The sequence below is a fragment of the Streptomyces sp. NPDC044984 genome, assembly GCF_040646935.1.
In the GTDB taxonomy this organism is placed as follows: Bacteria; Actinomycetota; Actinomycetes; order Streptomycetales; family Streptomycetaceae; genus Streptomyces.
On the sequence record NZ_JBEZBE010000016.1, the window covers coordinates 32,729 to 51,869 of the forward strand.

Below are 19,141 nucleotides of genomic sequence, written 5' to 3' on the forward strand. Positions count from 1 at the left end.
GGCGCCGACGGCTCAGGCGAGGGTGATCGAGTCCCCGCTCACCGTGATCTCCACGGCGGGCAGCGGCTTGGTCGCCGGGCCGCTCCGCACACTGCCGTCGCTGATGGAGAAGTTGCTGTTGTGGCAGGGGCAGTTGATGACCCCGTCGGCGACGCTCTTCACCGCACACCCCTGGTGGGTGCAGGTCGCCGAGAACGCCTTGAACTCGCCCGCCGTCGGCTGGGTGACGACCACCTTACGGTCGGCGAAGACCTTTCCGCCCCCCTCGGGGATGTCGGCGGTCGAGGCGAGCGGGTCGGTACCGGCGTCCCCGCCGCCGTCCGACCCCCCGCTGTCCGTGCCGCCGTCGTCCGGCGAGCCGCCGGCGGAGCCAGGGTCGGCGGAGGAGCTCGACGTGTCGTCGTCGGAGCCCCCGCACGCGGTCAGCGCGACGGCGAGGCCCGCCGCTCCGGCCGCCGCCACGACGGTTCGACGGGCGGGTCCCGATGCGGACTTGAGCGATGCGCTGGTCATGCCGGTGTGTCCCTTCCGGGGAGGATGTGTGATCTGCGGAGAGGTACGGTCGGCGGGCCCACGCCGTTCATGCGATGCCGAGAGCTTGGCCTGTCCGCGGTCGGACGGGCGTAAACCACGGCTGTCGTTTCGCTGTCGGGCGCCGGCCCGTGGCCGCACCCTCTCGCACGGGTCGCCTCCGACGTGCGGCGACGCGCCAGTAGCCTGGGGCGATGCTCAAGGAAGTCATCGCGACCCGATTCATCGCGCCGCTGCGCGAGGGCGGCTCGCTGCCGGGACTGATCGAGGCGGACGACCTCGGCACCTACGTCCTCAAGTTCACCGGTGCCGGACAGGGCCGCAAGACGCTGGTCGCCGAGGTCGTCTGCGGGGAACTCGCCCGTCGGCTGGGCCTGCGGGTGCCCCGCCTGGTCACCGTCGAACTCGACCCCGTGCTGGGGCTCGGCGAGCCCGAGCAGGAGGTGCAGCAGCTGCTGAAGTCCAGCGGCGGCACCAACCTCGGCATGGACTTCCTCTCCGGCGCCCTCGGCTTCGACCCGCTCGCCTTCGAGGTGAGTCCCGAGGAGGCCGGACGGATCGTCTGGTTCGACGCGCTGGTGAACAATGTCGACCGCTCCTGGCGCAACCCCAACATGCTGTGCCGGCGCGGCGAGCTCTGGCTCATCGACCACGGCGCGACCATGATCTGGCACCACAACTGGCCCGGCGCCACAGCCTCCGCCGCCCGACCCTACGACGCCTCCGACCACGCCCTGAAGCCCTGCGCGCCGGACATCGCGTCCGCCGCGGCCCGGCTCGCGCCGCGGGTCACCGAGGAACTGCTCGCCGAGGTCACCGCGGAGATCCCCGACCTCTGGCTGACCGGCGAGCCCGGCTTCGACACCCCGGACGAGCTCCGGTCGGCCTACGCGCGGCCGCTGCTCGCCCGCGCGGCCACCGTCCACCACCACATCCACGGCCTCGAGGGGGACCAGTGAGCGACCGGCACGTCTTCGAGTACGCGCTGCTGCGGGTCGTACCGCGCGTCGAACGCGGTGAGTGCGTCAACGCCGGGGTGCTCGTGTACTGCCGCCCCAAGTCGTTCGTCGCGGCCCGCACCCACCTCGACGAGGCGCGGCTGCTGGCCCTCGACCCGAAGGCCGACCTGCCCGGCGTACGGGCCGCGTTGCGTGCCGTCGAGGGCGTCTGCGCGGGCGGGGACGCGGCCGGGCAGGCGGCCGGGGACGACGCCGGGCGGCGCTTCCGCTGGCTGATCGCGCCCCGGTCCACCATCGTCCAGCCCGGTCCCGTGCACACCGGGCTCACCGCCGATCCGGCGGCGGAGGCGGAACGGCTGCTCGAGCTGCTCGTGCGCTGACCGGGACGGTGGGCCGCCGCGGGTGGTTCGTGGCCGCTCCACCGCGTGCGCGCGGCCGGCCGCCGGCCACCCGCGGCGGCCCACGGCCCGTCAGGTCCGGCGGCGTCTCACCAGGTGTCCGGCCGCGAGCACGGCGCCCGTCACGAACGTCGCGCCGACGCCCAGGTCCCAGCCGCTCGGCCCGGACTCCGACGAGCCGCCCAGCCCGCCCTGCACCCCGCGCGTCGGCGCGACGGCCGGGGGAGTCGTGGGTGCGGCGGATGTCCTGGCGGGAGGCGGGGGTGCGGTGGTCGCGGGCGCGGACCGCGTCGTCGGCGCGGTGGTGGGGAGCACGGTCCGGGTGGGCGAAACGGTCGTCGGTGGCCGGGTGGGCGAAACGGTCGTCGGCGACGGTGGCCGGGTGGGTGAAACGGTCGTCGGTGCCGGGGTGGAGGGGACGGGCCGGAAGGTGGACGAGGTGAGGCCGCGCCGGGGCAGCGCCTCGCAGGCCACTCCGTCGTCCGGGCCCGGTTCCTCGTCGAGCCGGTGCGGATCGCTCCGGTCCGTTTCGAAGAAGGTCTGCGCGTCCTCCTGATAGGTGAAGTCGCCGCAGTCCAGGTCCTGGGCGTGAGCGGGGTCGGCCAACGGCACGATCGCGGCGAGCGCGATCAATATGCCCATGGCACCGGTGCGACGGCGCATGGAACGCCTCCTTTCCGGCCGCGGGTGGCTCGCGTCCGACGCTAGGGGCCGCCCGGCGTGAGGGCGCGCAGCGCTGGGCCGATCGGGTGCTCCGCGCGGATGCCGGGCGTGCCCCGGCCACGGCGGGCGGAAGAGGGCCGCCGCGCGGGGAATGGATCACACACGCGCGGTGTGCCGTTGACACCGGGTGCCAGTGCTTCTAGCGTCACGTCTGCTGAAGGTACTAAGCGGTCGCTCACCGATCCCGGCCCGGCCGCAGGAGCCGCATCCCAAGCGCGAGGAGAAGCAGCAATGTCCACCACTGAGCAGCGGGTCGCGGTCGTCACCGGCGCAGCGCGCGGCATCGGCGCCGCCACCGCCGTACGACTGGCCGCCGAGGGCCGCGCGGTCGCCGTGATCGACCTCGACGAGGCCGCCTGCAAGGACACCGTCGAGAAGATCACCGCCGCCGGCGGCAAGGCGATCGCGGTCGGCTGCGACGTCTCCGACGAGGCGCAGGTCGAGGCCGCCGTCGCGCGCATCGCCGAGGAGCTCGGCGCGCCGACCATCCTGGTCAACAACGCGGGCGTGCTGCGCGACAACCTGCTGTTCAAGATGAGCGTCTCCGACTGGGACACCGTCATGAACGTGCACCTGCGCGGCGCGTTCCTGATGTCGAAGGCCTGTCAGAAGCACATGGTGGACGCCGGGTTCGGCCGGATCGTCAACCTGTCGTCCTCCTCCGCGCTCGGCAACCGCGGCCAGGTCAACTACTCGGCGGCCAAGGCCGGCCTGCAGGGCTTCACCAAGACCCTCGCCAAGGAGCTCGGCAAGTTCGGCGTGACCGCCAACGCCGTCGCCCCCGGCTTCATCGCCACGGAGATGACCAAGGCCACCGCCGACCGCGTCGGCATGGGCTTCGAGGACTTCAAGGCCGCCGCCGCCACCCAGATCCCGGTCGCCCGCGTCGGCGAGCCCGAGGACATCGCCAACGCCATCGCCTTCTTCACCGGCGAGGCGGCCGGCTTCGTCTCCGGCCAGGTGCTGTACGTCGCCGGCGGACCGCTCGACTAGGAAGACCGGGAACATGACTGCTGTGGAACTCTCGGGCAAGGTCGCCCTGATCACCGGCGCCAGCCGCGGCATCGGCTACGGCGTCGCCGAGGCGCTGGTCGCGCGCGGCGACCGGGTCTGCATCACCGGCCGGGGCGAGGACGCCCTCAAGGAGGCCGTCGAGAAGCTCGGCGCCGACCGTGCCGTGTACGTCGCCGGCAAGGCGCACGACGAGGCCCACCAGGCCGTCGCCGTCGAGCGCGCGATGGAGGCCTTCGGCCGCGTCGACTACCTGGTCAACAACGCAGGTACCAACCCGGTGTTCGGGCCGATCGCCGATCTCGACCTGAACGTGGCGCGCAAGGTGTTCGAGACCAATGTGATCTCGGCGCTCGGCTTCGCGCAGAAGACCTGGCACGCCTGGCAGAAGGACAACGGCGGCGCGATCGTCAACATCGCCTCCGTCGCGGGCATCGCGCCCTCGCCGTTCATCGCCGCCTACGGTGTCAGCAAGGCCGCGCTGATCAACCTGACCCAGCAGCTGGCGCACGAGTTCGCGCCCGGGGTGCGGGTCAACGCCATCGCCCCGGCCGTGGTGAAGACCAAGTTCGCGCAGGCGCTGTACGAGGGCCGGGAGGCGGAGGCCGCCGCCGGCTACCCGCTGGGCCGGCTCGGCGTGCCCTCCGACATCGGCGGCGCCGCCGCCTTCCTCACCTCGGACCAGTCGGACTGGGTCACCGGCCAGACCCTGGTCGTCGACGGCGGCATCTTCCTCAACGCCGGCGTCGCCTGAACCGAACGTCCCGCGCGGTGCGACACGTGCGCCGCGCGGGACGGTCCGATGCCCCGCGCGGGGCCCCTGTTCGACGATCCGGCACGGGTGTCCGTCGACGAGAACGGCGCCCGTGCCGGCGCATCGGGTCGCGACGGTGCGTGACAACGTAGTCATCGGAGAGTTGATCTCAAGGGCCGTACAGAGGGGGGTCAACGGTGCGAACACTGCGGTATGGTCTGCCGACTCTTGGGACGGCGGATCGAGGAGCGTGCGCGTGTTCAACCGGAACCGATGCCTGCGGCGGGTGGCGGCCATCGCGTCCATATCGTCCTTGGTGACCGGCTGCGGCGTCCTGTCGTCGGACACCTCGGACGACGAGGGACCCATCGTCGTGGGAACCACCAGCTCGCCCAGCACGCTGGATCCCGCCGCCTCCTGGGACAGCTCCTGGGAGCTGTTCCGCAACATCTACCAGACCCTGCTGAGTTACCCGGTCGGCACCACCACCCCGCAGCCGGACGCCGCCAAGAGCTGCGAGTTCTCCGACAGCTCCAACCAGGTGTTCCGCTGCGAGCTGCGCGAGGGGCTGACGTTCTCCGACGGCGGCACCCTCGACGCCAAGGCCGTCAAGCACTCCATCGACCGGATCCGGGAGATCAACGTCAACGGTGGTCCGGCCGGTCTGCTGGGCAGCCTCGAACGGGTGCAGGCGCCCAGCGAGCGCGAGGTCGTCTTCTACCTCAACAAGCCGGACGCCACCTTCCCCTTCGTGCTCGCCACCCCGGCGATGTCCATCGTCGACCCCGACGCCTACCCGGCCGACGCCCTGCGCGAGGACGACGGCGTCGTCGGCTCGGGTCCCTACACCCTCCGGTCGTACGAGGAGGGCGAGGAGGCCGAACTCGTCCGCAACGACCGCTACGAGGGCTTCGCCGAACGCCGGAACAACGCGGTGACCATCCGCTACTTCCAGGACTCCGGCACCATGGTCAAGGCGCTGCGGGACGACCGGATCGACCTGACCTACCGCGGTCTGGCGGCGGACGACATCATTGAGCTCCAGGGCAAGACCTCCAAGGAGGAGGAGCTCCAGCTGATCGACGGCACCGGGACGGACATCAACTACCTGGTGTTCAACCCGAAGGACCCGTGGGCCGGCAAGAAGGAGGTGCGCCAGGCGATCGCCCAGATCGTCGACCGCGCGGCGATCGCGCACAAGGTCTACAAGGACACCGTCGACCCGCTGTACTCCATGGTCCCCAAGGGCCTGACCGGGCACACCACCGGCTTCTTCGACGACTACGGCGAGCCCAGCGTGTCCAAGGCCCGGCGGATCCTCACCGGGGCGGGCATCACCGAGCCGGTCCCGCTGACCCTCTGGTACACCACGGACCGCTACGGCTCCGAGACCGCGCTGGAGTTCAAGGAGCTCGAGCGTCAGCTGGAGGCGTCGAAGCTGTTCGACGTCACGCTCAAGAGCCGCCCCTGGAAGACGTACGTCGAGGGCTACCAGAAGGGCGAGTACCCGGTGTTCGGGCGCGGCTGGTTCCCCGACTTCCCGGACGCGGACAACTTCATCGCCCCCTTCGTCGGCAAGCAGAACGCGCTCGGCACGCCCTACGAGGCGACCGAGATCACGGCCGAGCTGCTGCCCAGCTCCCGCCGGGAGAGCGACCGCGGCAACGTGGTGAAGCAGTTCGAGGAGGCCCAGCAGATCCTCGTCGACGACGTGCGGCTGCTGCCGCTGTGGCAGGGCCGGCAGCACGTGGCGGCGAGCCGGGACATCTCGGGCGCGGAGCGGGCGCTGGACCCGTCCACGATCATGATGCTGTGGGAACTCTCCCGGAAGACCAGCTGGTAGGACCGGGTACGGCCGTTCGCCGGGCCGGTTGTCAGTGGTCGCCTGTAGGTTCTGTGGTCTGGAAGCGACCGCACACGTAAGGACATTGACGTGACCGACATCGCCATGCTGCCCGAGTCCTGGCGCGGGGTTCTGGGCGACGAGCTGCAGCAGCCCTACTTCAAGGAGCTGACCGAGTTCGTCGAGGAGGAGCGGGCGAACGGTCCGGTCTACCCGCCCCGCGAGGAGGTCTTCGCGGCGCTGGAGGCCACGCCGTACGACAAGGTGAAGGTCCTGGTCCTCGGCCAGGACCCCTACCACGGCGAGGGCCAGGGACACGGCCTGTGCTTCTCCGTCCGCCCGGGCGTGAGGATCCCCCCGTCCCTGCGCAACATCTACAAGGAGATGCACGCCGAACTGGGCACGCCGATCCCGGACAACGGCTACCTGATGCCGTGGGCCGAGCAGGGCGTGCTGCTGCTCAACGCGGTGCTCACGGTCCGCGCCGGTGAGGCCAACTCCCACAAGGGCCGCGGCTGGGAGCTGTTCACCGACGCGGTGATCCGCGCGGTGGCGGACCGCCCCGACCCGGCGGTCTTCGTGCTGTGGGGCAACTACGCGCAGAAGAAGCTGCCGCTGATCGACGAGAGCCGGCATGTGGTGGTCAAGGGAGCGCACCCCTCGCCGCTGTCCGCGAAGAAGTTCTTCGGCTCCCGGCCGTTCACGCAGATCAACGAGGCGGTGGCCGCGCAGGGCCACGAGCCGATCGACTGGACCGTCCCGAATCTGGGCTGACGCCGCCCCGCCGGATGCGGGCCGCTCACCCGGATCCGCATCCGGCCCGCTAGAGGGACCACGGAGCGGCTTGTCCGGTATCGCCCCGGCCTGCGGTTAGCGTCGGGGGCGACAGACGGCGAGCGGTGCGGAGGGCGTGGTGGCGGAGCGACAGGAGCGGGCGGCACCGGACGCCGTGCTCACGCGGATCGGTCAGGTCGTGATGCTGCACCACGCGGGGGACCGCGAGGAGGCCCGGCACCGGCTGCTCGGCCTGTGGGCGGAGATCGGCGAGCACGGGGACCCGCTGCACCGCTGCACCCTGGCCCACTACCTCGCCGACACACAGGACGACCCCGAGGACGAACTGGCCTGGGACCTGCGGGCGCTGACGGCGGCCGAGGAGGTCGCGGCCGACCGCGTCGGCGCGTACGAGGGATCCCTCGCCGTGCGCGCGCTCTACCCGTCCCTGCAGCTGAACCTGGCCGCCGACTACGCCCGCCTCGGCCGCACCGACGCCGCCCGCACCCATCTCCACCGGGCCCGGGGCGCGGCCCGCACCCTGGCCGACGACCGCTACGGCGAGGGCGTACGGGCCGCCATCCGGCGGCTGGAGATCCGGCTGGACGAGGAGGAGGCGCCCGGGGACCGGTGGCCGCCGGGACGGCGTTCCTAGGACCGGCGTCCGTACGCGCTCCGGCCGGTTCAGCCTCCGTACGCCTCCTCGCAGATGGTGGCCTCCGGGCTGTCCGGGCGCCAGCCGCCGTACTGCCTGCCCAGCGCGCACACGTCCGGTCCGCCGGAGGCGCCACGGCGCATCGGCTCCGCCACGTCGGGGAGGGCCGTCGCGGGAGGCCGCGGCCGCCCGTTCCCGCCGGTTCCGGGGCGAGTCGGCCGGACCTGCCCGCTCCGCTCGTCGGGCGGTGTCTTCCGTTCCGGCGTGGCCCTGGGAGCGGCACGGTGCGACGGGGGCGCGGGCGTCTTCGAGGGCCGGGGCGGGCCGATCATCTCCAGGGCCTCGCGCGCCGGTGCCTGCACGACCTCCGTCTCGTTCCCCCCGACCGGACGTGGCTCCGCCCCCCGCGACGGTGCCGTCGCCGGTCCGGGCGCGAGGGGACGGTGGACCGTCACACAGCCCGAGAGGGCCGAGACAGCCACGGTCACCAGAAGCGTTGCTGTGGTCGTCGTTCGATGCACCCGCGCCACTCTGCTGGCTCCGGCTGCCCGGGGGAGGCCGGACGGACACAGCATGCCCCGCACGGGTGATCTCCCGCCCCGTACGGGGGCTCCCGGACGCGCCGCGGGTGACGTCAGTCGCCGGTGGCGCCGTCGACGCGCTCGCGGAGCAGATCGGCGTGGCCGTTGTGCCGCGCGTACTCCTCGATCATGTGGGTGTAGATCCAGCGCAGGCTGTACGGATCGGCGCTGAACCTGTGGCGGCCCCGGGACAGGTCGTCCAGGGCGAAGCCGGCCGCGTTGCGCCGGGCGGCGCCTATCTCGGACTGCCAGGTCGCGTACGCCTCCTGCCAGGTGTCCGCCTCGGTCGGGTGGAAGTCGCCGTCCCGGTCGGCCTCGCTGTAGTACAGGGGGCCGGCGTCCTCGTCCGCGAGCACCCTGCGGAACCAGCTCCGCTCCACCTCCGACATGTGCCGCACCAGGCCCATCAGGGACAGCTCCGAGGGCGGCACCGACGCGGTGCGCAGCTGTTCGTCGGTCAGTCCTTCGCACTTTTGGGCGAGGGTGCTGCGGTGGTAGTCGAGCCACCCCTCCAGCATGGTGCGTTCGTCGGCGTCGACGGCGGGTTCACTGCGCTCGATCGTCATGCCGCCATCCTTGCCCGGCGCGGTCTCCCTTCACCAGGGCTTTTCGGCGCCGAGCATCCCCGCCAGCAGTTCCCGCAGGTCCGAGCGGACCTCCGCGAGGCTCGGTGCGCGCGCGCTGAAGGAACCGGCCACGCAGGAGAACATCAGGCCGTCCGCCCAGGCGATCAGGGACAGCGAGTGGCGCTCGGGGTCCGTGGAGCCGAGCCCGGTGACCAGGGCGGTCAGCTGATCGCGGAAGCGGGCGCCGGCCGCGTCGAAGTACGCCCGCAGCTCGGGCCGGCGGGTGGCCTCCAAAGCCAGTTCGTAGCGGGCGAGGGTCAGTGCCCGGTTCCCGGTGAGTGCGCGGTGCGTGGCCAGGGCCAGGGCGTCCAGCAGGGAGGCGGCGCCGGCTCGCGGGTCCGGCATCTCGTGCAGCGCGAGAACCCGCGCCTCCCGCTCGGCGAGCCGTCGTACCGCGAGCTCCAGCAGCGCCTGCCGGGTGCGCGCGAGGTTCGACGTGGACCCCTGGGGGAGTCCGGCCGTCTCGTCGACCGCCCGGTGGGTCAGTCCGCGCATCCCGCGCTCGGCGAGCAGGGCGAGGGCGGTGTCGGCGATGAGATCGGCGCGGGAGGCGCCTGCGGTGCGTACGGACATGGAGGCCAAACTACCCTCCTCACTACAGCTGTAGTACGGTGGAGCCGAGCGCTCACTACAGATGTAGTAACCGCGGGTGCGGTTCCGGTGTGAGGAGGGGCCATGGCACGGGTCGAACGGGCGATCGTCATCGGCGGAGGGATCGGCGGCCTGACCGCGGCGGTCGCCCTGCACCGGCGCGGTGTGCGGGTGACGGTGCTGGAGCGGGCCGGCTCACTGGAACCGGTCGGCGCGGCCATCTCCCTGGCCCCCAACGCACTGCGCGGCCTTGACGTCATCGGCCTCGGCGACGACATCCGGGCCCTGTCCGCCTGGCAGGGCGACGGAGGGCTGCGCGCGCCGGGCGGACGGTGGCTGTCCCGGACCGACGCCGCCGCCGCGGCCGAGCGCTTCGGTGGTCCCCTCGTCCTGCTGCACCGCGCCACCCTCGTCGGCCACCTGGCCGCACTGCTCCCGTCGGACGCCGTCCGCACGGCCGCCGACGCCCGCCTCCTCGACCCCGGTGTCCCCGGCGACCCCGGCCGGCCGGCCTGCGTCGGCACCCCCGACGGCGAACTGGAGGCCGACCTCGTGGTGGCGGCCGACGGCATCCACTCCGCCGTGCGCCGCGTGCTGTTCCCCGGCCATCCCGGGCCCGTGTACGCCGGGTTCACCACCTGGCGGGTGGTGATCCCGCTGCCCGGCGCGGAGTTCGCCTCCCACGAGACCTGGGGCCGGGGCCGCATCTGGGGCACGCATCCGCTCAAGGACGGCCGGATCTACGCCTACGCCGCCGCCAAGGCGCCCGAGGGGGCGCGCGCCCCCGACGACGAGCGGGCCGAACTGCTGCGGCTCTACGGCGACTGGCACGCCCCGATCCCCGAGGTGCTGGCCGCCGCCCGCCCCGAGGACGTACTGCGCCACGACGTCCACCACATCGCCGAGCCGCTGCCCGCCCACCACCGCGGCCGGGTGGCCCTGATCGGCGACGCCGCGCACGCCATGCCGCCGACCCTGGGCCAGGGCGGCAACCAGGCCATCGAGGACGCGATCACCCTCGCCCACCACGCCGACGACCTGCCCGCCCACACCGCGGCCCGGCTGCCCCGCACCACCGGGATCGCCCGCCGGGCCGTGAAGGTGGCCCGCCTCAACCTGATGACCAACCGCGTCGGCACCGCCGTACGCGACCAGGCGGTCGCCGCGCTGTCGAAGGCCGGACCGGCCCTGTTCCTGCGCGGTTTCGACTCGATCGCCGACTGGCGGCCGCCGCAGCGGCCGTATGCTTCGCAGCACACCACGCAAAGCAATGGCTAGAGGAGAACACCCCGTGAAGGTCGGCTGCATCGGACTCGGTGACATCGCCCAGAAGGCCTACCTCCCGGTGCTCGCCCACCAGCCCGGAGTGGAGCTGCACCTGCAGACCCGCACCCCCGCGACGCTCGACCGGGTCGCCGACGGCCTCCACCTCCCGCCCGCGCGGCGCCACGCGGACCTCGGCTCCCTGATCGCCCAGGACCTCGACGCGGCCTTCGTGCACGCGCCGACCGAGGTCCACCCGGAGATCGTCACCCGGCTCCTGGAGGCGGGCGTACCGACGTACGTCGACAAGCCGCTCGCCTACGAACTCGCCGACTCCGAGCGGCTGGTGGCGCTCGCCGAGGAACGGGGCACGAGCCTCGCCGTCGGCTTCAACCGGCGCTTCGCCCCCGGCTACGCCCAGTGCGCCGACCACCCGCGCGAGCTGATCCTGATGCAGAAGAACCGCGTCGGCCTGCCCGAGGACCCCCGCACGATGATCCTCGACGACTTCATCCACGTCGTCGACACCCTGCGCTTCCTGGTGCCCGGCGCGGTCGACGACGTGACCGTGCGCGCCCGCACCGAGAACGGCCTGCTGCACCACGTGGTGCTCCAGCTCTCCGGGGACGGCTTCACCGCGCTCGGCGTGATGAACCGGCTCAGCGGCTCGGCCGAGGAGATCCTCGAGGTCTCCGGACAGGACACCAAGCGCCAGGTGGTCAACCTCGCCGAGGTGATCGACCACAAGGGACAGCCCACCGTGCGCCGGCGCGGCGACTGGGTCCCGGTGTCGCGGCAGCGCGGCATCGAGCAGGCGGTGCTCGCCTTCCTGGACGCGGTCCGCGCGGGCGAGGTGCTCAGCGCCCGGGACGCGCTGGCGACCCATGAGCTGTGCGAGCGGGTGCTGCGAGCGGTCCACGAGCGCCCCGCCTGACCCGCAGCACCTCGATGACGCCCCAGGCCGCGAGGACCACGGGGGCCCCGTACAGCGACCAGTCGCCGAAGCGGACGTAGGGCGTGGTGCCGTGTGCCAGCGGAACCTCGTACACCTGTGCGGCGGCGGTGTCCGTGCCGAGCCGCGGGCCGACGCGCCCCCCGCCCGGCCCGTACACGGCGGAGACGCCCGTCAGGGTCGCGTGCACCATCGGGCGGCCGGTCTCGGCGGCGCGCAGCGCGCCGAGCGAGGCGTGCTGCGCGGGGGCCCAGCTCTGCTGGAACGTCGACGTGGAGGACTGGGCGAGCAGCACGTCGGCGCCGTCCTCGGCGAGGTGCCGGCTCATGTCGGGGAACGCGGACTCGAAGCACACCATCGGGCCGATCCGCAGCCCGTTCCCCGCGTCCATCACCACCTGCTCGGAACCCCGCCGGCGGTCCTCGCCGGCCGCCTCGCCGACGGAGGTCGCCCAGCCCAGCAGGGAACGGGCCGGGACGTACTCGCCGAAGGGGACCAGCCGCATCTTGTCGTACCGGTCGCCGGTCGGGCCGTCCGGGCCGACCAGCACCGAGCTCTTGTAGATGCCGGGCTTGTCCGACCGCCGGGCGTCCACGTTGACCAGGAGTCCGGCGCCCGTCTCGCGGGACAGCGCGGCCAGCCGCCGCGCGAGGTCGGGCCGGTCCCCGAGGTCGAAGCCGACGCTGCTCTCGCCCCAGACGACCAGGTCCACGTCCTGCCCGGCGAGCTCGCGCGTGAGCTGTTCCTCGCGGTCGAAACGCCGGTCCGCGCTGTCGGGCCCGGCGACGACACCCGGCTGCACGAGCGCGATCCGCACCCGGTCGTCGGTACCGGGCCGGGGGGAGAACACCCAGGCGGCGGAGGCGACGGCGGCCGTGGCGACGAGCCCGGCCAGGGCGGGCACCCGGGCCCGCCGGACCGCGATCAGCACGGCCACGGCGACGTTCAGGGCCACCACCAGGAAACTGAGCAGCCACACTCCTCCGACCGACGCCAGCCGCAGCGCGCCCTCCACCTGCCACTGGCTCGCACCGAGCACGCCCCAGGGGCCGCCGAGCCCCTGCCAGGAGCGGACGAGTTCGATCGCCAGCCACCCCGACGGCACCACGACGAGCGCGGCCGCGACCCGCCCGGGCGACGGCACCCCGCCGAGCAGCCGCCGCACCAGCCACCCCCACGGCGCCCACAGCGCACCCAGCAGGGCGGCGATGACGAACGTGAACACGTGCAGATTCGGCAGCAGCCAGTGGTGCATGGCCAGCATGAAGCCGAACCCGCCCCACCAGCCGTCGAGGGCCGCCCGTCTCCCCGTGGGAGCGGTACGGGCCAGCAGCACCCAAGGGACCAGGGCGACGTAGGCGAACCACCACAGGGACGGGGCAGGAAAGGCCAGGACGGGCAGGGCGCCCACGACCGCGGCGACGGTCGAGCGCCGCCAGGGGGAGGCGGTCCAGTGGCCGAGCGTCTTCATAGGCGCCTCCCTACCCCGTGGTGCCTCCAGTGTGCGTCCCCTCGGTGATCCGGGACAGCGCGCTTCGGGATCAGTCGATCACAGGAGCCGCCCGCCGGTCGGGCGGGCGGCGCCACTTCTCCCGTACGACCACCTCGCTCAGCCGCCAGCCGTCGTCCGTGCGCAGCATCGCGAAGGCGCACCGGCCGCCGCACACGAAGTCCGGAACGGCGGACGCGCCGTTCCGCCCCGCGCGGCCCATCGGATTGACGTAGTCGGCCTGTACCCGGGCCGTGTCGCCGGTGTCCTGCTCCCGGATCCCGAACCGCACCCGCCGGTTGACGATCAGATGCTGCCGCACGGAGAAGCTCCCGAGACTCTCCGCCAGCCATCCGGCCACCGCCCGGGCGCTGCCCTCGATGCCCCCGGCCGAGCGGTGGTCCGCCCGCCCGTCCGGCGTGAACAGTCCCCGGTACGCCTCCCAGTCACCGTCGTCCACGGCCACCGCGTACTCGGTGACGAGCCCGTCCACGGCCAGCCGGTCCCGCACGGTCGCGAGCTCCGCACGCTGCGTCATCGGCTCAGTGTTGGCCATGGGAGGTGCGCGGCCAAAGGGGTGCGCGCGGATATTCGGTGGCCTTCGACGTGCCGCGCGGTCGAGGCTGTACGCCGTGAACGATCAGCGCCCGAGGTACGAGGTACGTGCCCACCACACCGACTCCACCGTCACCGTCTACCAGGCCTACCGTCCGAAGATCGGCCGTGCCGCGGCACGCCACGGTCGTTTCACGTCCTCCTGGAGCCGGGAGCGCATGACGTGGATCAAGCCGTCGTTCCTGTGGATGATGTACCGCTGCGGGTGGGGCACCAAGAAGGACCAGGAGACCGTGCTGGCCGTGGAGATCAGCCGGGAGGGGTTCGTGTGGGCGCTGCGGAACGCGTGTCTGTCGCACTACGTGCCCGCCCTGCACGGTGACGGCGACACCTGGAGGCGGGAGCTGCGGAAGGCGCCCGCGCGGGTGCAGTGGGACCCGGAGCGGGATCTGCGCCTCGGCCCGTTGCCGTACCGCTCGCTCCAGCTGGGGCTCGCCGGGGAGGCGGCCGCGCGGTACGCGGACGAGTGGATCGTGGGCATCGAGGACGTGACACCGCTCGCCACGGAGATCCACGGCCTGGTGCGCGAAGGGGAGCTCGACCGCGCGGCCGGGCTGCTGCCCGAGGAGCGCCCCTACCCCCTCGACGACGACGTGCTCGCGCATCTGCGAGCCTGAGGATCTTCGTCCCGCGATCTTCGCGCTCTTCGCCTGGAGGTACTCATGAAGCGTCTCGTCACGGTGGTCACCGGCGGCAGCCGGGGAATCGGCGCCGCGACCTGTCTACGGCTCGCGGCGGAGGGGCACGACGTGGCGGTGAACTACGTCCGGGACTCCGCGGCCGCCGAGGACGTGGCGGAGAGGGTGCGGGCGGCCGGGGCGCGGGCCGTGACCGTGCGCGCGGACACGGCCGTCGAGGCGGACGTCGAGCGGCTCTTCGAGGTGGCGGAGCGGGAGCTCGGACCGGTGACGGGGCTGGTGAACAACGCGGCGGTCACCGGACCGCTGGGGCGGTTCACCGAGGTCGGGACGGACACCCTGCGCCGGGTCGTCGACGTCAACCTCATGGGGACGCTGCTGTGTGCGCGGCGGGCGGCGCAGCTCATGACGCCCCGGGGCGAAGGCGTGATCGTGAACATCTCCTCGGGGGCCGCCACCCTGGGCAGCCCCGGTGAGTACGTCCACTACGCGGCGACCAAGGCCGCCGTCGACACCCTCACTCTCGGCCTGTCCAAGGAGCTGGGCCCGGACGGCATCCGCGTCAACGCGGTCGCTCCGGGCCTGATCGACACGGAGATGCATGCCGCGATGGGGGCCCCGGACCGGGTCCGGGACATGGCCGGGAGCATTCCGCTGCGGCGGGCGGGGCAGGCCGGGGAGATCGCGGCGGCCGTGGCGTGGCTGATGTCGCCGGACGCCTCGTACACCACGGGGACGGTGCTGAGGGTGGCGGGCGGGCGCTGAGCCGCACCGCGAGGGCGGGGGAGGGTCAGGCCGCCTTGACGACGCGGCCGCGGATCGCCGCCGCCCACTCGACCACCAGCAGTTCGTACTGTTCGCGCTCCTGGGCGGACAGGGAACCGCCCGCGCGCAGCCACAGCGCGCGGATCTGCTCGTTGACCTCGGCGGCGGACCGCACGGAACCAGGGGTCACTAAATCGGGGGACATGCGGACAAGCCTAGGGCCAGGGACTGACAGTGCGCTACCGGACGGCTACGCGCACCGTATGTCTTCGGTCACGTGCCCGGGTCACGTTCCCTCCCCGGGGCCGCGTTTCCGCCCCGGGGCCGCGTTCAGGCCGGGACTCAGCCCGCCGACTCCGCCGCGTGCGGGCTGAGGGCGCCCGTGGCGACCAGCACGATGATGACGATGCCGAGCGCGATGCGGTACCAGACGAACGGCATGAAGCTCTTGGTCGAGATGAACTTCATGAACCAGGCGATCACCGCGTACCCGACCGCGAAGGCGATGACCGTCGCGAAGAGCGTCGGGCCCCAGGAGACGTGCCCGCCCTCCGCCGCGTCCTTCAGCTCGAAGAGGCCGGAGGCCAGCACCGCGGGGATGGCGAGCAGGAAGGAGTAGCGGGCCGCGGCCTCGCGCCGGTAGCCCATGAACAGACCGCCGCTGATGGTGGCGCCGGAACGGGAGACGCCCGGGATGAGGGCCATGGCCTGGCAGACGCCGTAGATCAGGCCGTCCTTGACGGTCAGGTCCCCGAGCTCCTTGCGCGGCTTGGCCACGCGGTGCCGGCCGCCGCTCTCGTCCCGCGCTGCGAGACGGTCGGCGACGCCGAGCACGATGCCCATGCCGATCAGCATCGCCGCGGTGAGCCGCAGGTCACGGAACGGACCCTCGATCTGGTCCTTGAGCGTCACCCCGAGCACACCGATCGGGATGGAGCCCACGATGACGAGCCAGCCCATGCGCGCGTCCTGGTCGCGGCGCATCTCCTTGTTCGTCAGCGAGCGGGTCCAGGCCGACAGGATCCGCCCGATGTCCTTGCGGAAGTAGATCAGGACCGCGGTCTCCGTGCCGATCTGGGTGATCGCGGTGAAGGCCGCGCCCGGGTCCTCCCAGCCGGAGAAGGCCGCGGTCAGCCGCAGGTGCGCGCTGGAGGAGACGGGCAGGAACTCGGTCAGCCCCTGGACGAGTCCGAGGATGAGTGATTCGAACCAAGACATGAGGTAGCGAAGTCCAAGTGCCGATCGTGGGACGGGCGACGGAGCGCACCGCACCGCACCGCCGTGGGCGGTGATCGATGATCAGGTGCGCCGAGGGGGAAGCGTAGCGCCCCAAGATGACAGCTCCGACACAGGGGCTTCACGGCCGCGCGCCCTCGGCGGGAAGCGGCGGCTCAGGCCGTCGTCGGGCCGCCCACCGTCCAACCCGGCGCCTGCGGATGCGAGGTCAGGTCCTCGTGACGCACCTCGTCGCCGCAGGCCCGGCAGGTGACGACCGGGACGAACTCGTTGCCGCAGACGTGCTCGAGCACCATGGGCAGGTCGCCGTCCTGGTGCAGGTGGCGGTCGCCCCACTCCTTGAGGGTCAGCAGAACGGGCTCCAGCTCCAGCCCCGCCGGGGTGGGCCGGTACTCGAAGCGCTGCGGGCGCTCGCTGTAGGGGTGCTTGGCGAGGATCCCGGCGTCGACCAGGCGCCGCAGCCGGGTGGCCAGGACGTCGCGCGGAGCGCCGATGTTGCGCACCAGTTGGTCGAAACGGCCGTTGCCGAGGCACACCTCGCGCAGGACGAGCAGGGAGTACTTCTCGCCGACCAGGGCGAGCGTGTCGGCGATCGAACAGGGGCGCGGGTCTTTGGAGGCGGCCATACGGCCGAGTCTAGGGGAGGGTTTGTTTTTCCAACTCGAAGGGCTATGGTGAGTTCGGATTTCCTACTCACTGGTACGTCGCCCTGAACCGGTCCCGGCCAAGGAGGCCCGCACCATGCGTGACGCCGTAGTCGTCGAAGCCGTACGCACCCCCATCGGCAAGGGCAAGCCGCGGGGCGCCCTCGCCCACGTCCACCCCGTCGAGCTCCTCGCCCACACCCTGCGCACCCTCGTCGAACGCTCCGGCGTGGACCCCGCGCTGATCGACGACGTCATCGGCGGCACCGTCGACCAGGTCGGCGAGCAGGCCATGAACACCACCCGCTACGCCGTCCTCTCCGCCGGCCTGCCGGAGTCCGTCCCGGCCACCACCGTGGACCGCCAGTGCGGCTCCTCCCAGCAGGCCGTGCACTTCGCGGCGCAGGGCGTCATCTCCGGCGCGTACGACCTCGTCGTCGCCTGCGGCGTGGAGTCCATGAGCCGGGTGCCGATGTGGTCCAACGTGCCCGCCGGCCAGGACCCCTTCGGCCCCGGAGTCGCCGGGCGCTACCCGGAGGGGCTCGTCCCGCAGGGCATCAGCGCCGAGCTGATCGCCGCCAAGTGGTCGCTCACCCGCGAGCAGATGGACACCTTCGCCGTCTCCTCGCACCGCAAGGCCGCCGCGGCCTGGGACGCCGGACTGTTCGACGCCGAGACCGCCCCCCTGGACGGCGTCACCCGCGACGAGTGCGTACGGCCGGACAGCACCACCGAGACCCTGGCCGGCCTGCGGTCCGCCTACCACGACCCGGTCTTCGCCGAGCGCTTCCCGCAGATCGAGTGGAACGTCACCGCGGGCAACGCCAGCCCGGTCAACGACGGCGCCTCCGCCGTGCTCATCACCTCGAGCGAGACCGCCGCCCGCCTCGGCCTGCGCCCCCTCGCCAGGCTGCACAGCTTCGCCGTCACCGGATCCGACCCGCTGCTGATGCTCACCGGTGTCGTCCCGGCCACCGAGAAGGTGCTGCGCCGCGCCTCCCTGTCGCTCGGCGACATCGACCTGTTCGAGGTCAACGAGGCGTTCGCCAGTGTGGTCCTGGCCTGGCAGCAGGAGACCGGCGCCGACCTGTCCAGGGTCAACGTGCACGGCGGCGCCATAGCCCTCGGCCATCCGCTCGGCGCCAGCGGCACCCGGCTGACGACGACCCTGGTCCACGCGATGCGCGAACGCGGCGCCCGCTACGCCCTGCAGACCATGTGCGAGGCCGGCGGCCTCGCCAACGCCATGGTGCTCGAACGCGTCTGACGCCCCGCCGGCCGGCTCACCGCCCGCGCAGCCGGTGCCGCTTGCGCCACGCCACCACCGCGCCCGCCAGACCCGGTACGGCGATGCAGGCCAGCGCGATCAGGAAGGCCGGGGACGTCGGCGTCGACGCGCGGGCGCCGGCCACCACGTAGGCGGCGGTGTTCGGGACCGAGCCGAGCGCCGTCGCCAGCAGGAACGGCAGCAGGCCCATACGGGAGACGGCGGCGCAGTAGTTGGAGGCGGCGAACGGGATGCCCGGGAACAGCCGGGCCGCCAGCATCGAGCGGAAGCCGTGCCGGCTCAGCTGGTCGTCCACGGCCTTCAGCCAGCGTCCGCGCAGCAGCGGACGGAGCGCCTCCTGGCCGAGCGCCCGCCCCAGGCAGAAGGCCAGCCCGGCGCCCAGCACCGTGCCGCCCAGCGCCGCGGCCAGGCCGAGCTGGGAGCCGAACAGCGCGCCCGCGGCGAGGTTCAGCAGCGGGCGCGGCATGAACGCCACCGTGCACACCCCGTAGAGCACCGCGTACGCCACGACCGCCGCGGCCCCGCCGAGCCGGTCCGGCCAGCCGTCGGTCAGCAGCCGCTGCGGCTCGAAGGCCAGCATCAGCGACGCGGCGGTGAGGAGCAGGGCGACCAGCAGGGACAGCCGTGACCACGGCGACAGCAGGAATCTGCCGCAGCGGGCGGCGAATCCCGTGGCAGGGGCCGGCGGGAGCGGTACCGCGAGGTCCGTGGCGGTGGCCCGGGGAGAGGCCGTGGCGGTGCCCCCAGAGCGGGTGGTGGCATCGAGCATCCGGTGACACTAACCGACATATGTGTGTGATCGCCG

23 protein-coding genes are annotated in these 19,141 nt (G+C 72.7%); 12 read left to right on the forward strand and 11 right to left on the reverse strand.

What is annotated here, in order from left to right; translation table 11 throughout:
- Window positions 1-12: 12 nt before the first annotated feature.
- On the reverse strand, window positions 13-513 hold the full coding sequence (locus tag AB0A94_RS18880; RefSeq protein ID WP_361745627.1) for a Rieske (2Fe-2S) protein: 501 nt from the start codon (window positions 511-513) through the stop codon (window positions 13-15).
- A 212-nt stretch (window positions 514-725) separates the two neighbouring features.
- On the opposite strand from AB0A94_RS18880, the gene AB0A94_RS18885 reads away from it, so the two are divergent.
- Both AB0A94_RS18885 and AB0A94_RS18890 read left to right on the forward strand, forming a co-directional pair.
- The gene (locus tag AB0A94_RS18885; protein ID WP_361745629.1) at window positions 726-1,490 is read left to right on the forward strand and encodes a HipA family kinase; all 765 of its coding nucleotides are present in this window, start codon (window positions 726-728) and stop codon (window positions 1,488-1,490) included.
- On the forward strand, window positions 1,487-1,870 hold the full coding sequence (locus tag AB0A94_RS18890) for a DUF3037 domain-containing protein (protein WP_361745631.1): 384 nt from the start codon (window positions 1,487-1,489) through the stop codon (window positions 1,868-1,870). The genes AB0A94_RS18885 and AB0A94_RS18890 overlap by 4 nt, the downstream gene beginning before the upstream one ends.
- Window positions 1,871-1,960: 90 nt before the next feature.
- Here AB0A94_RS18890 and AB0A94_RS18895 read toward each other — a convergent pair whose 3' ends face one another.
- The gene (locus tag AB0A94_RS18895; RefSeq protein WP_361745633.1) at window positions 1,961-2,551 is read right to left on the reverse strand and encodes an excalibur calcium-binding protein; all 591 of its coding nucleotides are present in this window, start codon (window positions 2,549-2,551) and stop codon (window positions 1,961-1,963) included.
- Between the two features lie 291 nt (window positions 2,552-2,842).
- Between AB0A94_RS18895 and fabG the strand changes: the two genes are divergently transcribed.
- From fabG to AB0A94_RS18920, 5 genes are all read left to right on the forward strand, one after another.
- Complete coding sequence (gene fabG, locus AB0A94_RS18900) at window positions 2,843-3,604, forward strand: 3-oxoacyl-ACP reductase FabG (protein ID WP_030865253.1); 762 nt, start codon at window positions 2,843-2,845, stop codon at window positions 3,602-3,604.
- A 13-nt stretch (window positions 3,605-3,617) separates the two neighbouring features.
- Window positions 3,618-4,376, forward strand: a complete 759-nt coding sequence (locus AB0A94_RS18905) for an SDR family oxidoreductase (RefSeq protein ID WP_217135561.1) — start codon at window positions 3,618-3,620, stop codon at window positions 4,374-4,376.
- Between the two features lie 256 nt (window positions 4,377-4,632).
- Window positions 4,633-6,219 (forward strand): ABC transporter substrate-binding protein, encoded by a 1,587-nt coding sequence (locus AB0A94_RS18910; RefSeq protein ID WP_361745635.1) that lies wholly within the window; start codon window positions 4,633-4,635, stop codon window positions 6,217-6,219.
- A gap of 90 nt (window positions 6,220-6,309) precedes the next feature.
- Window positions 6,310-6,993 carry a uracil-DNA glycosylase gene (gene ung / locus AB0A94_RS18915; protein ID WP_217135557.1) on the forward strand — a complete coding sequence of 228 codons (684 nt, stop codon included), beginning with the start codon at window positions 6,310-6,312 and terminating at the stop codon, window positions 6,991-6,993.
- 139 nt (window positions 6,994-7,132) lie between these two features.
- Window positions 7,133-7,648 (forward strand): hypothetical protein, encoded by a 516-nt coding sequence (locus AB0A94_RS18920; RefSeq protein ID WP_361745637.1) that lies wholly within the window; start codon window positions 7,133-7,135, stop codon window positions 7,646-7,648.
- Between the two features lie 29 nt (window positions 7,649-7,677).
- Here AB0A94_RS18920 and AB0A94_RS18925 read toward each other — a convergent pair whose 3' ends face one another.
- The 3 genes from AB0A94_RS18925 to AB0A94_RS18935 form a co-directional block, all read right to left on the reverse strand.
- Entirely contained in the window at window positions 7,678-8,010 is a 333-nt protein-coding gene (locus AB0A94_RS18925; RefSeq protein ID WP_361745639.1) for a hypothetical protein, read from the reverse strand.
- Between the two features lie 272 nt (window positions 8,011-8,282).
- The gene (locus AB0A94_RS18930; protein WP_361745641.1) at window positions 8,283-8,795 is read right to left on the reverse strand and encodes a DinB family protein; all 513 of its coding nucleotides are present in this window, start codon (window positions 8,793-8,795) and stop codon (window positions 8,283-8,285) included.
- Window positions 8,796-8,825: 30 nt separating this feature from the next.
- Entirely contained in the window at window positions 8,826-9,428 is a 603-nt protein-coding gene (locus AB0A94_RS18935; RefSeq protein ID WP_361745643.1) for a TetR/AcrR family transcriptional regulator, read from the reverse strand.
- Window positions 9,429-9,530: 102 nt separating this feature from the next.
- Between AB0A94_RS18935 and AB0A94_RS18940 the strand changes: the two genes are divergently transcribed.
- Together AB0A94_RS18940 and AB0A94_RS18945 are read left to right on the forward strand one after the other, a co-directional pair.
- Window positions 9,531-10,724 (forward strand): FAD-dependent monooxygenase, encoded by a 1,194-nt coding sequence (locus tag AB0A94_RS18940; RefSeq protein ID WP_361745645.1) that lies wholly within the window; start codon window positions 9,531-9,533, stop codon window positions 10,722-10,724.
- A gap of 13 nt (window positions 10,725-10,737) precedes the next feature.
- Complete coding sequence (locus AB0A94_RS18945) at window positions 10,738-11,643, forward strand: Gfo/Idh/MocA family oxidoreductase (protein WP_361745647.1); 906 nt, start codon at window positions 10,738-10,740, stop codon at window positions 11,641-11,643.
- On the opposite strand, the gene lnt is transcribed toward AB0A94_RS18945, so the two are convergent.
- Together lnt and AB0A94_RS18955 are read right to left on the reverse strand one after the other, a co-directional pair.
- On the reverse strand, window positions 11,567-13,132 hold the full coding sequence (lnt, locus tag AB0A94_RS18950; RefSeq protein ID WP_361745649.1) for an apolipoprotein N-acyltransferase: 1,566 nt from the start codon (window positions 13,130-13,132) through the stop codon (window positions 11,567-11,569). The genes AB0A94_RS18945 and lnt overlap by 77 nt on opposite strands.
- A gap of 70 nt (window positions 13,133-13,202) precedes the next feature.
- Window positions 13,203-13,688, reverse strand: a complete 486-nt coding sequence (locus tag AB0A94_RS18955) for a nuclear transport factor 2 family protein (RefSeq protein WP_361745651.1) — start codon at window positions 13,686-13,688, stop codon at window positions 13,203-13,205.
- A gap of 94 nt (window positions 13,689-13,782) precedes the next feature.
- Here AB0A94_RS18955 and AB0A94_RS18960 point away from each other — a divergent pair, with 94 nt between their 5' ends.
- Window positions 13,783-14,382, forward strand: coding sequence for a DUF4291 domain-containing protein (locus AB0A94_RS18960; RefSeq protein WP_361745653.1), 600 nt, complete (start codon window positions 13,783-13,785; stop codon window positions 14,380-14,382).
- Between the two features lie 45 nt (window positions 14,383-14,427).
- Window positions 14,428-15,168 (forward strand): SDR family oxidoreductase, encoded by a 741-nt coding sequence (locus tag AB0A94_RS18965; protein WP_361745655.1) that lies wholly within the window; start codon window positions 14,428-14,430, stop codon window positions 15,166-15,168.
- Window positions 15,169-15,193: 25 nt separating this feature from the next.
- Here the strand turns inward: AB0A94_RS18965 and AB0A94_RS18970 are convergent, their stop codons facing one another.
- The 3 genes from AB0A94_RS18970 to AB0A94_RS18980 form a co-directional block, all read right to left on the reverse strand.
- Complete coding sequence (locus AB0A94_RS18970) at window positions 15,194-15,373, reverse strand: hypothetical protein (protein ID WP_073934613.1); 180 nt, start codon at window positions 15,371-15,373, stop codon at window positions 15,194-15,196.
- A gap of 137 nt (window positions 15,374-15,510) precedes the next feature.
- On the reverse strand, window positions 15,511-16,386 hold the full coding sequence (locus AB0A94_RS18975; RefSeq protein WP_361745657.1) for an undecaprenyl-diphosphate phosphatase: 876 nt from the start codon (window positions 16,384-16,386) through the stop codon (window positions 15,511-15,513).
- Between the two features lie 173 nt (window positions 16,387-16,559).
- Window positions 16,560-17,030 carry a helix-turn-helix domain-containing protein gene (locus tag AB0A94_RS18980; protein WP_361745659.1) on the reverse strand — a complete coding sequence of 157 codons (471 nt, stop codon included), beginning with the start codon at window positions 17,028-17,030 and terminating at the stop codon, window positions 16,560-16,562.
- Between the two features lie 115 nt (window positions 17,031-17,145).
- On the opposite strand from AB0A94_RS18980, the gene AB0A94_RS18985 reads away from it, so the two are divergent.
- Complete coding sequence (locus AB0A94_RS18985) at window positions 17,146-18,315, forward strand: thiolase family protein (RefSeq protein WP_361745661.1); 1,170 nt, start codon at window positions 17,146-17,148, stop codon at window positions 18,313-18,315.
- A gap of 16 nt (window positions 18,316-18,331) precedes the next feature.
- Here AB0A94_RS18985 and AB0A94_RS18990 read toward each other — a convergent pair whose 3' ends face one another.
- Window positions 18,332-19,105, reverse strand: coding sequence for a TVP38/TMEM64 family protein (locus AB0A94_RS18990; RefSeq protein ID WP_361745663.1), 774 nt, complete (start codon window positions 19,103-19,105; stop codon window positions 18,332-18,334).
- Between the last annotated feature and the right edge of the window lie 36 nt (window positions 19,106-19,141).